Source organism: Bacillus sp. 103mf, assembly GCF_900116295.1.
GTDB lineage: Bacteria > Bacillota > Bacilli > Bacillales > Bacillaceae_G > Bacillus_A > Bacillus_A bruguierae.
On the sequence record NZ_FPAF01000016.1, the window covers coordinates 1 to 14,749 of the forward strand.

The 14,749-nt window shown below is 36.1% G+C and carries 16 protein-coding genes and 2 pseudogenes; 10 read left to right on the forward strand and 8 right to left on the reverse strand.

Translation table 11 applies throughout. The annotated features are described in order from the left end of the window. A partial coding sequence (locus BM350_RS22020) for an RNA-guided endonuclease InsQ/TnpB family protein (protein WP_211482637.1) occupies positions 1 to 283 on the forward strand: 283 nt, incomplete at its 5' end. A 203-nt stretch (positions 284 to 486) separates the two neighbouring features. Here the strand turns inward: BM350_RS22020 and BM350_RS22030 are convergent. Both BM350_RS22030 and BM350_RS22035 read right to left on the reverse strand, forming a co-directional pair. Then, a complete protein-coding gene (locus tag BM350_RS22030) occupies positions 487 to 666 on the reverse strand; it encodes a hypothetical protein (protein WP_090919449.1) in 180 nt (59 codons plus the stop codon). Positions 667 to 668: 2 nt separating this feature from the next. Beyond that, positions 669 to 851: a hypothetical protein gene (locus BM350_RS22035; protein ID WP_090919447.1), complete on the reverse strand. Its 183-nt coding sequence runs from the start codon at positions 849 to 851 to the stop codon at positions 669 to 671. Positions 852 to 1,010: 159 nt separating this feature from the next. Here BM350_RS22035 and BM350_RS22040 point away from each other — a divergent pair, with 159 nt between their 5' ends. The 3 genes from BM350_RS22040 to BM350_RS22050 are packed head-to-tail and all read left to right on the forward strand — an operon-like array spanning position 1,011 to position 2,746. After that, positions 1,011 to 1,520: a MogA/MoaB family molybdenum cofactor biosynthesis protein gene (locus BM350_RS22040; protein WP_090919444.1), complete on the forward strand. Its 510-nt coding sequence runs from the start codon at positions 1,011 to 1,013 to the stop codon at positions 1,518 to 1,520. Continuing rightward, positions 1,517 to 2,101 carry a molybdenum cofactor guanylyltransferase gene (locus BM350_RS22045; protein ID WP_090919441.1) on the forward strand — a complete coding sequence of 195 codons (585 nt, stop codon included), beginning with the start codon at positions 1,517 to 1,519 and terminating at the stop codon, positions 2,099 to 2,101. The genes BM350_RS22040 and BM350_RS22045 overlap by 4 nt, the downstream gene beginning before the upstream one ends. 12 nt (positions 2,102 to 2,113) lie before the next feature. Then, positions 2,114 to 2,746 carry an NUDIX hydrolase gene (locus BM350_RS22050; RefSeq protein WP_090919437.1) on the forward strand — a complete coding sequence of 211 codons (633 nt, stop codon included), beginning with the start codon at positions 2,114 to 2,116 and terminating at the stop codon, positions 2,744 to 2,746. A gap of 332 nt (positions 2,747 to 3,078) precedes the next feature. Here BM350_RS22050 and BM350_RS22060 read toward each other — a convergent pair whose 3' ends face one another. Continuing rightward, entirely contained in the window at positions 3,079 to 3,612 is a 534-nt protein-coding gene (locus tag BM350_RS22060) for a GNAT family N-acetyltransferase (RefSeq protein WP_090919434.1), read from the reverse strand. A gap of 784 nt (positions 3,613 to 4,396) precedes the next feature. Beyond that, positions 4,397 to 4,813: a hypothetical protein gene (locus BM350_RS22065; protein WP_090919431.1), complete on the reverse strand. Its 417-nt coding sequence runs from the start codon at positions 4,811 to 4,813 to the stop codon at positions 4,397 to 4,399. A 226-nt stretch (positions 4,814 to 5,039) separates the two neighbouring features. Here BM350_RS22065 and BM350_RS22070 point away from each other — a divergent pair. The 3 genes and pseudogenes from BM350_RS22070 to BM350_RS22075 form a co-directional block, all read left to right on the forward strand. Further along, positions 5,040 to 7,583 (forward strand): annotated as a pseudogene (locus BM350_RS22070) (collagenase); the annotation flags it as partial. 36 nt (positions 7,584 to 7,619) lie between these two features. Beyond that, positions 7,620 to 8,168, forward strand: a pseudogene (locus BM350_RS28075) (PKD domain-containing protein); the annotation flags it as partial. A 217-nt stretch (positions 8,169 to 8,385) separates the two neighbouring features. Continuing rightward, entirely contained in the window at positions 8,386 to 9,276 is an 891-nt protein-coding gene (locus BM350_RS22075) for a DMT family transporter (protein ID WP_090919425.1), read from the forward strand. 32 nt (positions 9,277 to 9,308) lie between these two features. Here the strand turns inward: BM350_RS22075 and BM350_RS22080 are convergent, their stop codons facing one another. Beyond that, entirely contained in the window at positions 9,309 to 9,725 is a 417-nt protein-coding gene (locus tag BM350_RS22080; protein WP_090919422.1) for a PH domain-containing protein, read from the reverse strand. A gap of 163 nt (positions 9,726 to 9,888) precedes the next feature. Here BM350_RS22080 and BM350_RS22085 point away from each other — a divergent pair, with 163 nt between their 5' ends. Further along, positions 9,889 to 10,155 carry a SunI/YnzG family protein gene (locus BM350_RS22085; protein WP_090919418.1) on the forward strand — a complete coding sequence of 89 codons (267 nt, stop codon included), beginning with the start codon at positions 9,889 to 9,891 and terminating at the stop codon, positions 10,153 to 10,155. Between the two features lie 115 nt (positions 10,156 to 10,270). Here the strand turns inward: BM350_RS22085 and BM350_RS22090 are convergent, their stop codons facing one another. The 3 genes from BM350_RS22090 to BM350_RS22100 all read right to left on the reverse strand — a co-directional run bounded on the left by BM350_RS22090 (position 10,271) and on the right by BM350_RS22100 (position 12,689). Continuing rightward, positions 10,271 to 11,416: a glycosyltransferase family 4 protein gene (locus BM350_RS22090; RefSeq protein WP_090919416.1), complete on the reverse strand. Its 1,146-nt coding sequence runs from the start codon at positions 11,414 to 11,416 to the stop codon at positions 10,271 to 10,273. A 17-nt stretch (positions 11,417 to 11,433) separates the two neighbouring features. Next, a complete protein-coding gene (locus tag BM350_RS22095) occupies positions 11,434 to 11,976 on the reverse strand; it encodes a phosphatase PAP2 family protein (protein ID WP_090919413.1) in 543 nt (180 codons plus the stop codon). Positions 11,977 to 12,173: 197 nt separating this feature from the next. Then, positions 12,174 to 12,689, reverse strand: a complete 516-nt coding sequence (locus BM350_RS22100) for a gamma carbonic anhydrase (protein ID WP_090919411.1) — start codon at positions 12,687 to 12,689, stop codon at positions 12,174 to 12,176. Positions 12,690 to 12,763: 74 nt separating this feature from the next. Here BM350_RS22100 and BM350_RS22105 point away from each other — a divergent pair, with 74 nt between their 5' ends. Further along, positions 12,764 to 13,543: an alpha/beta hydrolase gene (locus BM350_RS22105; protein ID WP_090919408.1), complete on the forward strand. Its 780-nt coding sequence runs from the start codon at positions 12,764 to 12,766 to the stop codon at positions 13,541 to 13,543. A 77-nt stretch (positions 13,544 to 13,620) separates the two neighbouring features. Continuing rightward, positions 13,621 to 14,682: a tetraprenyl-beta-curcumene synthase family protein gene (locus BM350_RS22110; RefSeq protein ID WP_139207761.1), complete on the forward strand. Its 1,062-nt coding sequence runs from the start codon at positions 13,621 to 13,623 to the stop codon at positions 14,680 to 14,682. The last annotated feature ends 67 nt before the right edge of the window (positions 14,683 to 14,749 follow it).

The window sequence follows — 14,749 nt, forward strand, 5'->3', positions numbered from 1 at the left end:
AAATCGAAAGGTGTCAAAGTCGATTTCTGATGCGGGCTGGGGTGCTTTTCGCCGCATGCTTTCGTATAAGTGTGAGAAATTTGGAGGCCTACTAGTAAAAGTAGATCCAGCATATACATCACAAGATTGTTCAGGCTGTGGGAATCGTGTGAAAAAATCACTTTCTATTCGGACACATATTTGTGCAAAGTGTGGAACGGTATTAGACAGGGATCATAATGCAAGTCTAAACATTTTGCGAAAGGGGTTAGAACAATTACGTGTGAGAGCGACTGAAGACTGAAACTGTAGGGCAAGGTTGTGTCCAAACAATATAAACGACGCCTGCGGAGAGTATGTAAGACTGCTTGGAAAACCCAAACAGCATTGCTCTATGAAACAGGAAGCCCCTTCTTCAAACAGCTCGTAAGAGTGTTAAGGAGGGGTCATTCACAGTAGAATTCGTTATAGGAATAAAAAATCTTTGCGCACACACGCAAAGACTTTTTATTTTCGTTCCTCCAGTTTTCCAACACAAGAAGTGCAATACACTTCGCCGCCGAGTTCAATATATTTTTGAATATTTGTTATCCCACTTGGCGGATATTGCATGTACACCCAAGAACGTTCATGTACTGCAATTTCCTTCCCACATGTTGTACACGTAGTTGATTTTTTACCAAACATAGTTATTCCCCTTTACGATAATGAATTTTTCCTGCATAAAAGGCTGAACATAGTAAAAAGAGTGTGCCAAGTCCCCAGCCTCCAATTGCAGCATATGGTACAGCGTCTTTTAATGCCATGCCAGCGCTAATAGAAGCGACGAATAGCAAAATAAATAACGTCGTTAATTTTCTCATTGTATCCATATGAAGTCCCCCCTTTAAAAGCCTATATTTTTATTATAAGGTAAATTTCGGAAAATAAATGTTTTTTCGATAAAGAAGTGTGATAGGTCTCACATTTTTTTACTGTTATATTATGTATGATAAAATTTAGAGAAGCTTATCAATGAGGAGGAAAAAAGAATGAGCGTCACAGAACATAAAAAACAAGCACCTGTACAAGTTCGTTGTAAAATCATCACAATCTCGGATACGCGTACAGAAGAAACCGATAAAAGTGGTAAGCTATTAAAAGAGTTATTAAGAGAAACAAATCACCAAGTAACAGCGTATGAGATTGTGAAAGATGATAAGGAAAGCATTCAGCAAGCTGTCTTGTCTGGATATCATCAAGAGGATGTTGACGTTGTATTAACCAATGGAGGAACAGGTATTACAAAGCGTGACGTGACAATTGAAGCTGTTTCTCCATTATTAGATAAGGAAATCGTTGGTTTTGGTGAGTTATTTCGAACGATTAGTTATTTAGAAGATATCGGCAGCGCAGCGATGCTAAGCAGGGCGATTGGCGGAACAATTGGTAGAAAGGTGGTCTTTTCTATGCCAGGGTCGACAGGTGCAGTTCGTCTAGCAATGAATAAATTAATTTTACCAGAGCTTGGCCATATTACATTTGAGCTGCATCGTCAATGAAAATAGCAGGAATTGTATTAGCCGGCGGAAGATCGAGTCGTTTTGGAGAGCCGAAAGCATTAGCAACTTGGCAGGGAAAAACATTTATTGAGCATAGTATAGAAGCGTTAAAAGAAGTTGTAACAGATATGGTTGTCATTAGCCATTCAGACATTACAGATGAGCTTTCACATATACTGAATGTTCCTGTTATAGAAGACCTTGCGTTATATAAAGGAAACGGCCCCCTTGCTGGTTTAGTAACAGGCATGGAATATGTAAGCGCAGACTGGTACATCGTTGCACCGTGCGACACACCAAATGTTTCGAAAGAGTGGGCACTGGAATTAATAGAACGAGCGGATGAAGTATATGAAGCAATTGTTCCGTTAGCTGAAGGGCGGAAACAACCGCTTTTAGCACTATACCATTATAAAGTAAAAGAGAAAATAGAACGGTTATTAAAAGAAGAGAAAAGAAGTATGCAGGGGTTATTATCACAGTGTAACGTTCAGTATGTAACGGTGACAGAAACAGATGTATTTGTTAATGTGAATACAAAAGAAGAGTATAACGAATTACAGAAGAAAAAGAGCAAATAAGGGGAGTACATAATGGAAAGCGAATTACTAAAAATATTTGATGAACATAGAAATCCAGTCGGAGTCGCAACACGTGAAGAAGTACATAAAATAGGGCATTGGCATGAAACATTTCATTGCTGGTTTATAAGTAGGGAAAATGGAGTAGATTATATTCATCTGCAAATTCGTAGTCATATAAAAAAGGATTATCCAAATTTGTTAGACATTACAGCTGCGGGACATATACTAGCTCATGAAACTGTGTATGATGGAATACGCGAAGTGCAAGAAGAAGTGGGGATTGATGTCTCGTTTGATGAACTTATATCATTAGACACTATCAATTATTGCGTTACAATGGAAGCTTTTATTGATAAAGAATTAGCTCACGTTTTTTTATATGAAATGAAAGGCACAATGGACGATTATACACTGCAAGCAGAAGAAGTGTCAGGTATTGTCAAAATTGACTTCAATAGTTTTTCTGAACTTTGGTTAGGAGAAAGAAATGAAATTACAGTAGAAGGATTCGAAATGAATGAAGCCGGAGAAAAAGTTTCTATTCATAAAACGATAGATAAAAGTCATTTTGTGCCGCATGAGCTTTCGTATTATGAGAGCATTATCACGTTGATGAGAGAGAATATGAAGTTATTGGTCTAAAAAATAATTGCTCTGTATTTACAAATCAAAATCATCCCAAAAAACAACCACATAAGATTGAATTAGCAAAAGCACTCATATTATTCGAGCGCTTTTGCTTTTGTAAAAACAATACATTTATATATCTAAAATATATAAATGTATTTTAATTTTTCGACACATAAGTCGTTGCTATGGAGAAAAAATTGACCTGCACTCGCTTTCTCACTTTGTTTTAACCCTTGCCCGTGGCAGGAAAAGGCCCTGACCACTCCTATGCATGGCCAGATGCTCTCGTCCCCCTAAAGAAAAGAGGTTTTATGTTGTTTTGTTAATTTTTATATATAGAATATTTAAATCAGCAATCCCATAATAAGAGTACTATAATACATACCATCTATATACGTATCTTGTTGTAATAATCCTTCTTCTTTAAAGCCAACCTTCTTATAAAGTTCTATTGCTCTATCATTATCTTCTCGAGTTACAAGATGTATTTTCTTAGTTGTTCCATTTCCTTTTGCCCATTCAATAAGTTCTTCCATCAATTTTCTTCCTAAACCAAACCCGCAGTGCTCTTCTGCAATTACGATTCCGAGCGTTCCTACATGCTTCGTTCGCGCTTTTTGACTAGAGGTAATAGATGCGATGCTGATGATCTCATCATCCATTGTTGCTAGCAATATAATTGAATGATTATCTGTTCTAGTAGACTCTATGAAGTTTTCATAATCATGTAGAGACATACTGAACCCATTTTTTCCGAACGAAAGAAAATCAGTTTCTCCGCCGACTATATTATAAAATTTGATCATAGACTGAGCGTCTTCTTGGACAGCTTCTCTTATCATCACTTCTTTACCATTTTTTAAACATATTTTTTTCATATTTCTCAGCTTCTTTCGATTTTAATTTTTCGAGATATAATTCGTTATTATGCAGAAGAAAAAATGCACTTACTTTTTCCTTCTATTTTAACTTCTATAGATGCTCTCATCCCTTCTTAAAAAGTGGGGGATGTTGCTCCTTTAACGTATATATCCATTTCAATTTTTTGACATATAAGTCGCTGCTATGCAGAATACAGCATGACCGCTACTTGCTTTTTTCTTTTGTTTTAAACCTAGCATGTGGCAGAAAAAGGCCCTGACCGCTTCTATGCCTGGCCAGATGCTCTCGTCCCCCCTAAAAAAAAGAGGTTTTTAACTTGTATATAGTTATGTCCATCATAATATTAATGTTTGAAATTTTATAGCTTTCATTTTTGAATTAAAAATATATAAATCCATTTTAATTTTCCGACACCTAAATCGCTGCTATGCAGAATACAATATGCCCTGCACTCGTTTTCTCTCTTTGTTTTAACCCTCGCATGTGGCAGAAAAAGGTCCTGACCGCTTCTATGCCCGGCCAGATGCTCTCGTCCACTCAAAAAGAAAGGAGTTTTTAATTATATAATAAAGCAAGGGGATTAGAACGATACAAAAAAGCGAAGAACCATAAAGATTCTTCGCTTTTTTGTAATTGAATACTAGGGTATCTTGCTATATATGAGGTAAATTCACTCTTTATATATATTATACCACTGTAAATTATTTGAAATTTATGCAATATTGCATATCGTACTTTTAGAATGTTGTCAGTTTGAAATGTGTTGATTTGTTATTTACGTTAAGAAACACATATAAAGTTTCTAATTTGTGAATATCGATAGCTTACTTTGCGGCGTCGTCCTGCTTGCCATGTATATCCGGATACTCCGTGCGTTCTTACTTCAGTAGGATAAAACCAAAAATTTCTTCCAAATGGTCCTTGTCCTTTTAAGCCAATAAATCCCCATCTTCCTAAACAATTACACATCAATGATCGTATTTGACCCATTTGTATAGGAGAAGAAAATGTTGATGGTACTGATGGCGCTTGTGCTGGTGGTGCTGATGTTGGAGCATCTTCAGCATCGTCGGGACGATATACGTCATCATCGTTTTCTCTTATGTCCTCGAAGGATTGATAACCAGGAGTTTGCATAGGGTAATACTGTGGTTGATTATAATTTGCATACGGAAAATACATTGGTTGATTATTCATGAAAACATCACCTCATCTTCTTTTATCCACATTTACAATATTAGTATGTTGTGTGCTCCTTATATGAAGCTTATTTATAGCCTAAAAATGTCCTTAGCTTCTGTTGAATAATTCACAAAGTGTTTAAAACCTATTAAAAAATAGTATGAAATCTTGCATATTTAATTTTATTCATTTAAATAATATGTTATTTTGTTTCAGTTATATATTAGTATGGAGGGACATTATGAAAAAGAAAATGAATAAAATTATGCTTGGAGTTAGTACAATGGCATTGTCGTTAGGGGCGTTGCAAGCTGAAGTATCAGCGGAAGAAAAAGTACCTTACAATGTACTGCAAATGAAACCAGCAGGGATAGAAAAGCCAAAAGATGCAGTTGCTCATTCCTCAAAAGCTGATGAAACATTATCATTTGAAGAACGTTTAAAAGTAGGAGATTTTTCACAGAAGCCAGCCCCCGCTAAGAAAAGTGTGAAAGCAAATCAGTCGCAGCAAAGCTATACTTTAGATGAGCTGAATAAAATGAGCGATGAGGAGTTAATTGATACATTAGCAACTATTCGCAGCGGACAAATTAAAGGTTTATTTCAGTTTAATGAAGAAACAAAAGCTTTCTATGGAAATAAAGAGCGTATGCAAGTAATCATGAATGCATTAGAGAAACGAGGAAGTACGTTTACAAAAAATGATGCAAAAGGAATTGATACATTTACTGAAGTGCTCCGTTCCGCTTTTTATGTTGGATATAATAATAATGAATTAAGTTATTTAAATGAGAGAAGCTTCAAAGATAAATGTTTACCGGCACTAAAAGCAATTGCAAAGAATCCGAACTTTAAACTTGGTACAGCTGAGCAAGATTTGGTTGTAAATGCATACGGGGATTTAATGAGGAATGCTTCTAGTGACGTTGAAACGGTGCAGTATGCAGCAAAAATTTTAAAACAGTATAATAATAACCTTTCTACATATGAAAATGACAGTAAGAAAGGAAATGCTGTATACGCTTTAATGCAAGCTGTTGATGCCGATATAGAGACTGATTGGCGTCTTTCGGGTAAAGAGCCAAATGCAACAATGTGGTATGGGAAGATTGATGGTTTTATAAATGAAGTAAATAAAATGGCGCTTATAGGTAATGTAACGGATAAAAATGGTTGGCTCATTAATAACGGTATTTACTATGCAGGACGTCTAGGTAAATTTCACAGTAATCCGAAGAAAGGGTTAGACGTTGTTACCAAAGCGATGCAAATGTATCCATATTTAGGAGAGCAATATTTTGGTGCAGCAGAACAGATTGCTACAAATTACGGCGGAGTAGATGCAAACGGAAAAACAGTAAATTTAGATCAAATTAAAGAAGAGGGCAAGAAGAAATTTTTACCTAAAACGTATACGTTTGATGACGGGGCAATTGTCTTTAAAGCGGGAGATAAAGTGACAGAGGAAAAAATCCAAAGATTGTACTGGGCTGCGAAAGAAGTAAAAGCACAATATCACCGTGTAATCGGAAATGATAAAGCATTAGAACAAGGGAATGCGGATGATGTATTAACAATCGTAATTTATAACACACCAGATGAATATAAATTTAACCAGCAATTGTACGGATATGAAACGGAGAATGGTGGTATTTATATCGAAAATGTCGGAACGTTCTTTACATATGAACGTACGCCGCAGCAAAGTATTTTTAGTTTAGAAGAATTGTTCCGCCATGAATTTACACACTATTTACAAGGAAGATATGAAGTGCCTGGATTATGGGGGCAAGGAGAATTACAGCAAAATGAACGTTTGACATGGTATGAAGAAGGAAATGCGGAATTTTTTGCAGGATCGACGCGTACGAATAATGTAGTGCCGCGTAAGAGTGTTATAAGAGGTTTATCAAACGAACCAGCAAAACGCTATACAGCAGAACAAACATTATCTGCAAAATACGGAACGTGGGATTTTTATAACTATTCCTTTGCATTGCAGTCTTATATGTATAATCATAAATTTGATACATTCGACAAAATACAAGATTTAATTCGTGCAAATGATGTGCAAGGTTATGATGCATATCGTGAGCAATTAAGTAAAGATGCACAATTGAATAAAGAATATCAAACATATATGCAGCAATTAATTGATAATCGAGAAAAGTTTACTGTGCCGCAAGTATCAGATGATTATTTAGTAAGTCATGTGCAGAAGGCACTAACTGAAGTGAAGCAGGAAATTGCGGATGTTGCGAATGTAAAAGATGCAAAGATTACAAAGCATAAGTCTCAATTCTTTAATACATTTACAGTTGAAGGTACGTATACAGGCAATGCAACGAAAGGTGAATCTGAAGACTGGAAAACGATGAGTAAACAAGTGAACGAAGCATTAGAGAAGCTGTCACAAAAAGAATGGAGCGGTTATAAAACAGTAACAGCGTACTTTGTAAATTATCGTGTAAATAATGAAAATCAGTTCCAATATGATATTGTTTTCCACGGAATTGCAACAGATGAAGGCGCAAGTCAAGGAACGATTGTAAGGAGAAAAGATTCATATTCCGGGGAAGAAAATAACGCAATTCAGTTTAAGAGCGATAGTTCAAAAGCTGAAGATCGAAACATCGTTTCTTATCTTTGGGACTTTGGAGATGGGGAAACAAGCACAGAAGCAAATCCTACTCATGCATATGAAAAAGAAGGAACGTATACGGCAACCTTAACAATGAAAGATGATAAAGGAAAAGAAAGTAAAGAACAAATGACAGTTAATGTAGATCGAGCAAGAGAAACATATTACGGGGAAGAAAATACCGCAATTCAGTTTAAGAGCGATAGTTCAAAAGCTGAAGATCGAAAAATCATTTCTTACCTTTGGGACTTTGGAGATGGGAAAACAAGCACAGAAGCAAATCCTACTCATGCATATGAAAAAGAAGGAACGTATACGGCAACCTTAACAATAAAAGATGATAAAGGAAAAGAAAGTAAAGAACAAATGACAGTTAATGTAGATCGAATAGGAGCAACTGAAACAGAACCAAATGATCGTGTTGAACAAGCAAATGTAATTCCGTTTAATACGCTTCTCAAAGGTTCATTTAAGGAAGAAAACTATACGGATATTTATACGTTTAATGTGTCATCACCAAAAGAAATGGAAATTTCCGTAATAAATGAAGGTAAAATTAACATGATATGGTCGCTTGTTCATGAATCAGCTCTGAGAACAACTATTGCAGGTGAAAAATCTAATGGAAATACATGCAGAGAAAAAATTGCTGTAAAACCAGGGAAGTATTATTTATATGTGTATGCAACTAATTCGGAAGATGGGACATATGCTGTTAAAGTAAAATAAAGATAGAAATAGGGATACTTCTTTATAGAAAGAAGTGTCTCTGCATACTGTTGAAAAACAATTTTTTCAACAAAGTGAGAAGAAAGCAGATTATATTTGCTTTCTTTTTTCTGCTATTTGTAAATGAGAAAAGTAGGACTTTTACAAGTAAGAAGGAGTTACAGCACATGTCTCGAAATCTAATGAAGTAAAGTATCGGATATAGCGGGGGAAATATATGAAAAAATGGGGAATTGAATTACTGCTTTTATGTGTCGTGATCATATGGGGCATCAATTATACAATCGGAAAATACGGCCTTGTAGAATTAACTGCAATCCAATTTACAGCGATTCGTATGGTTACTGCGGCGCCGCTGTTATTGGTGCTGACGTTTTACATAGAAAAATCGCTGTATATTGCATGGAAAGATATGATAAGACTTATTTTTGTTAGCATGGTTGGGATTACGCTGTATCAAACGTTATTTATGGAGACGATTCAATATACGTCTGCAACAAATGCATCGTTATTAATCTCGATTTCTCCCATTTTTACGACGATGTTTGCTGTGTTTTTGAAAGAAGAGCAGTTTTCATCACGTAAACTTGTTGGATCAGTTATTGCGTGTATCGGAGCGGCACTTGTATTACTTGCAGGACATTCTCTTGTGCAATCTTTTTATGGTAATGCAATTGGGCTCATTACTTCGATTTGCTGGGGATTGTATCCTGTTTTAGCAACGCCGCTTATGAAAAGGTATTCTGCTTTGCGCGTAACGGCCTGGGCTTCAGCGATTGGTGCGGTGCCGCTTGTATTATTGAGCGGTTGGCAAATTGTTCAGTTACCTTTTGCGATCGAGCACGGAAGTACATGGTTTTCGTTACTCTATTCCATTTTTCTTGTTACTGTATTTGGGCTTGTGGTGTGGTACGTTGGGATTCAAAAAATTGGTGCATCTCATACGATGGTATATATGTACATTACACCGTTTGTAGCGGTTTTATTTGCAGCAATATGGGCAAGAGAGCAATTATCTTTACAACAATTGATTGGCGGACTCGTTATTTTTATTGGTTTATGGTTTGTAAAGTCAGAGAAACAGTTACTTGTAATAGAAGAAAAGTGACTATTTTGTAATAAATAAACCTACTAAAACTATTAATTAGCAGGTTTATTTATTATCTTCATATTAGGACATTTTTCTTTTATTAAACGAATAAATGTCTCCTCGTCTTGTGGTACACAAACTGTTAGTATATCAAATAAACCATACATAATTTCTAATCGCTGTCTTGTCCATTTGTTTGAATCCAATGGTTTTCCGTAGTATTTCATATGTTGGATATCATTAAAAGGAATTTCGGTGTTTGTGAAATAATATTTAATAATGAGTGATTCATCAGTGATTGTGTAAGTAGATCTATAAACAAATAAAAAGTTGATTATGTTTAACAAAATCATAAAACTTAAGTAAATATTATTCGTTTCTTGTATGAAAAATAGTGCAATAAAAAGGAAAATAGTTACTAAAAGTATAAGCATATGAAAAGGATTTTGCTTTACTTTGAATTTCATGTATATCCACCTCGGTATCTTTGGTACATAAAATAATTATAATACAATAATTACTATGGAAAATATGCATAATTGCATATTTTATTTTTTGTTAATAATGTAAAATTTTTAATATATTCTCATTTTTTGTTGTGGGATGAATAAAAAGAAAGGTCTTGATCATATGCCAGGAATTAAAGTTACGAAAGCAGATGAAGAATTAATGATTGAATGGCAATTAGCAAAAATTCGTATTCCATTGAAGGAAATTATTGAGGTTACTGAAGATGACACTTATGGTGGAAAAGAAGCGAAAGCTATTCGAATCGGAACGCCGCATGGGACAACAGATCGAATTTTGATTAGGACTAAAAAACAAGCTTATTTGTTGTTTACTACAAATAAAACTTCAATTTTAAATACGATACATTCAACTCGTATTAACGGGTAGTAAGATTCCTTCAAAAAATTTTAAGATTGAAACTTCCACTAATGGGATTCCTCCCACTGATAGAAGTTTCAATCTTAAGTTAAACTTCCATATGTTTAGCTCAACAAGAGTGAGATTACGCCAGCATTTCCGCTTTTCGGTTTTGAATTACATCTTCATAATGCATAACAAGGTCGTTGAAAATTTTATCCCAACTTTGTGTTAAAGCGTAATTTCTACCTTGTTGCCCCATATACTCACGCTTTATTGGATGATCAAGCAATGTATAAATACAAGATAAAAAAGAGTCTGTTTGTTTCGGCTCACAAAGAAGACCAGTTGCTCCGTTTGTAATAATGTTTTTCACACCGCCTGCGTTTGCACCGATAACCGGTGTGCCGCATGCCAGCGATTCTAAGACGACGTTTCCGAATGTTTCTGTTGGGGATGGGAATACCATAATATTTGAACAAGCGTATGCCTCAGCTAATTCGTCTCCTTGTAAATACCCAGTAAATGTTATATTTTCTGTCATTGTTTCTTTTATTTCACCAGCGAGAGGTCCATCTCCGACGATTAGCCAATGAATATCATTTTTTCGTTTTTTTGTTGTTTGTTTCATTAATGTTAGCAAGGTTTCGATATCTTTTTCAGGAGCTAAACGTCCAACGTAAGAGAGGATGTACGGTGATGTGATACTATATTTTTTTCGAAATGCGTCTTGATCGTAATGAGGATGAAATAGATTGCAATCTACTCCTCGGCCCCAAAGATATAAGTCTTGGAAGCCTTTTTTCTGTAGTTGTTGCATCGTTTCAAGAGAAGGAACGAATGTTTTTTGCAGAGCGCTATGAAACCATTTTAAATAATTCCATAACATCTTGGAGAAGAATTCAATTTTATAATATTGTAAATATGCATCAAAATCTGTGTGATATGAGCCGACGAGAGGGATGTTCAGTTTTTTTGCGTAATACATACCGCAAAGCCCCATGTTAAAGGGGGTTGCGACATGGATAAGATCCGGCTGAAATTGAAAGAGTTCTTTTTTGATGAAACGTGGATTTGGAAATGCTAATCGGCATTCTGGATAGAGCAGTTTAAGCGGGATGCTTTTCATTTTATTGACGTTGGTAACGAAGTGATCTTCCGTTGTATGATGCGGAGCAAATACAGAGTAAGCAATATTTTGTTTTTGCAAATACTGTGTAAAACGATCGAGTGTTTTGGCAACACCGTTCACTTGCGGTGTAAACGTATCTGTAAAGATGGCAATCTTCATCAGATTCCCTCCTTCTTCTATATAAAAAGTGGAATGAATTGATAATAAGAAACAATGCCGGCTATTGTCCCGAGACACATGCCAACGAGTACATCAGATGGATAATGCAGGCCGAGATAAATACGCGAAATGCCCACGCTAATTGCAACTGGAAGTAGCAAGAATGTTATGCTTGGTTCATATAATAGAAAAGGGATAATCACAGAAAAGATAGCCGTCGTGTGTCCAGATGGAAAAGAATGGTCCGCTAATGGATTCGTCGGATACTTTGCATTATGAATGGTTAAATAAGGACGTTTTCGCGGATAAAACTTTTTTAAAATTTGCACAGGAATATGACTAATCGCAAGGGAAATAGCACTTGCAATTGCTATGCCTCGTAAAGATCCGTTTGTGAGAACAAGCAAGAATACAATAAGAGAGATTGTAAAGGTTGCACCGCCCATATGTGTAATGGTGCGAAAAAAGATGTTTAATGTTTTACGCTCGAAATAGCGATTAATTCCTTTGAAGATGTAGCACTCTATTTTATATAAGGAGCTAATGGGTCTAGTTTTCATCAAACTTCTCCTCCTAACTGAAGTCTCACTTTTATTTTAATAAAATTTTATTGAGGGAATACTAAGGTTTTGTAAAGAAAATGTAGAGTTTTACGAAGAAAAAGCTACCATTTTAGGTGGCAGCTAAAAATTTTATTCCGCTATTCGTGGGCGAGCTTTCCATCAGTGAGAAAAGCGTCACTGATGGAAGTTTCACTTTATTTCGTTTGTAAACTTTTATAATATTGTCCTTTTTCGACGTATTGACGACGAATGCGAGCCATATCTTCACGGTCTTCATCTGTTAGTTCACGGATTACTTTGGCCGGACGACCGAATGCAAGTGTGTTTGGCGGGATTTTTTTTCCTTGCGGTACTAAACTCCCGGCACCGATAAATGCACCTTCACCAATTTCAGCTCCGTCTAAAATAATGGAACCCATACCAATTAATGCATCTTTTTTCACTGTACAGCTATGTAAAATGACTTGATGTCCAATTGTGACATCATCTTCTAAAATAAGCGGGTACTTTGGACTTTGATGAAGTGTACATTGATCTTGTATATTGGTCCGGTCTCCGATAATCGTTGGAGAAACATCTCCGCGGATGACAGTGTTAAACCAAATGCTTGATTCTTCACCAATTGTAACATCACCTGTAATTGTGACGTAGTCAGCGATAAATACGCTATTAGCAATTTTCGGATGTTTGTCTTTGTAAGGATAAATCATATAAGTAACCTTCCTCTCCTAGAAACTAATATTAGTGTAGCAAATTATGAAATAGAGTGAAATGGAGGAATTTTATGTGGAATTATGAAGCAGAAGAGGCAAAAGGTGTTATAGTTATGGTACATGGTGCAATGGAGCATCATGGACGTTACGAGGCACTTGCAGACATGTGGCGCTATCTTGGCTTTCATGTTGTGATGGGGGATTTACCTGCTCACGGAACAACTTCAAGAAATAGAGGACATATTACGTCATTTGATGAATACATAGAAGAAGTAAAGACATGGATTAAAGAAGCGAAAAAATATTACTTACCCCTTTTCCTATATGGACATAGTATGGGAGGATTAATAGTTATTCGCGTGCTGCAAGAAACGAAAATGGATGTGCAAGGAGTCATCTTGACTTCGCCGTGTTTAGGAGTGTTATCAATGCCGAAACTACCGCTTCGTACCATTGCGAAAGTGCTAAATGCTGTAGCCCCGAAACTGCAATTTAATTCGAATATTACAGTCGAAATGGCGACGCGTAATCATGAAATTCGCGATGCAATGGAAAATGACTCATTGTTCTTGCGCAAAGTATCAGTTCGTTGGTATAGTGAGTTAATTAAAGCGGTAGAAATTGCACATGAAAAACGAAATGAATTTCCAGACGTACCGCTCTTGCTAATGCAGGCGTGTGAGGATAAACTTGTAGATAAAACACGTGTCTGTAGCTGGTTTGATAGTCTGAAAATTAGTGACAAAGCATATAAAGAATGGCCAAACTGTTATCATGAGCTATTTAATGAGTATGAGAAAGATGACATTTTTGCATATGCAAAATCATTTGTGGAAACGCATTTAATTTAGGAAACAAAAATAAATAATTACCAGTATATATTTTAAAAGTATTTGACCATATTCATTTAGAGGAGATGAAGAACGAAGTGAAAGTACCGAGTAACCCCATAACGCTCATGGCGAAAGTATACCGAGATGTGTTTCCGGTTGTACACCATGAGCTCGCAATGTGGAAAGAACGCGCCTACCATATTCCGAATGATGAACTTCATAATCAAGCGTTAGCGAGCATTGAGCATAAAACATTTCACTGTGAAGGCGGCAGCATTTTAGCGCTGCTTGCCGATGAACATCGCGAGGAATGTATTCGATTCATTGTAGCGTACCAAACGATTAGTGATTATTTGGACAATTTATGCGACCGTAGTACATCACTTGATCCAAAGGATTTTGCAGCGCTCCATGAGTCAATGCTTGCGGCGCTAACACCAGGAAGCGAAGGAAGCAACTATTATCGTTACCGTGATGATCAAGATGATGGTGGTTATTTAGATGAACTTGTAGCAACTTGTCAAGAAGTGCTTGCAAAGACGAAGCATTATAACAAGATTGCACCGATTCTTCATGAACTTGCTTGTTATTACTGTGATTTGCAAATTCATAAACATGTAAAGCAAGAAGAGAGAGAAGATCGCTTGAAAACGTGGTTTGCAGCGCATCGTGAAAAAGTTCCGCCAATGAGCTGGTTTGAATTTTCAGCTTGTGCAGGTTCGACGCTAGGTATTTTCTGTCTTGTAGCATATGCATTCCATGATGAATTAACAGACGATGATATTATGAAAATTAAACAAGGGTATTTTCCTTATGTACAAGGATTACATATTTTACTTGATTATTTCATTGACCAAGAAGAAGACCGTATTGGCGGAGATTTAAATTTTTGTAGTTACTATGAAAATAAAGAAGCAACTCTTGAGAGATTGAAACATTTTGTAATAGAAGCAGAAAGAAGCTTGGAACAACTGCCACATATGAAATTTCATCGCCTCATAAGCCGCGGGTTGCTTGGAATTTATTTATCAGACGAGAAAGTGTCACAGCAAAAAGAAATGCAACACATGGCACGGCGCATTGTGAAATACGGCGGCTTTACTTCGCGCTTTTTCTATTGGAATGGAAGGATGTATCGCAAGAAGATAGCACAGTGATGAAAACGAGCTGTATTCTAAGCAGCTCGTTTTTTATATTTTCGTTGTAAGAAAAACCCTACACCAA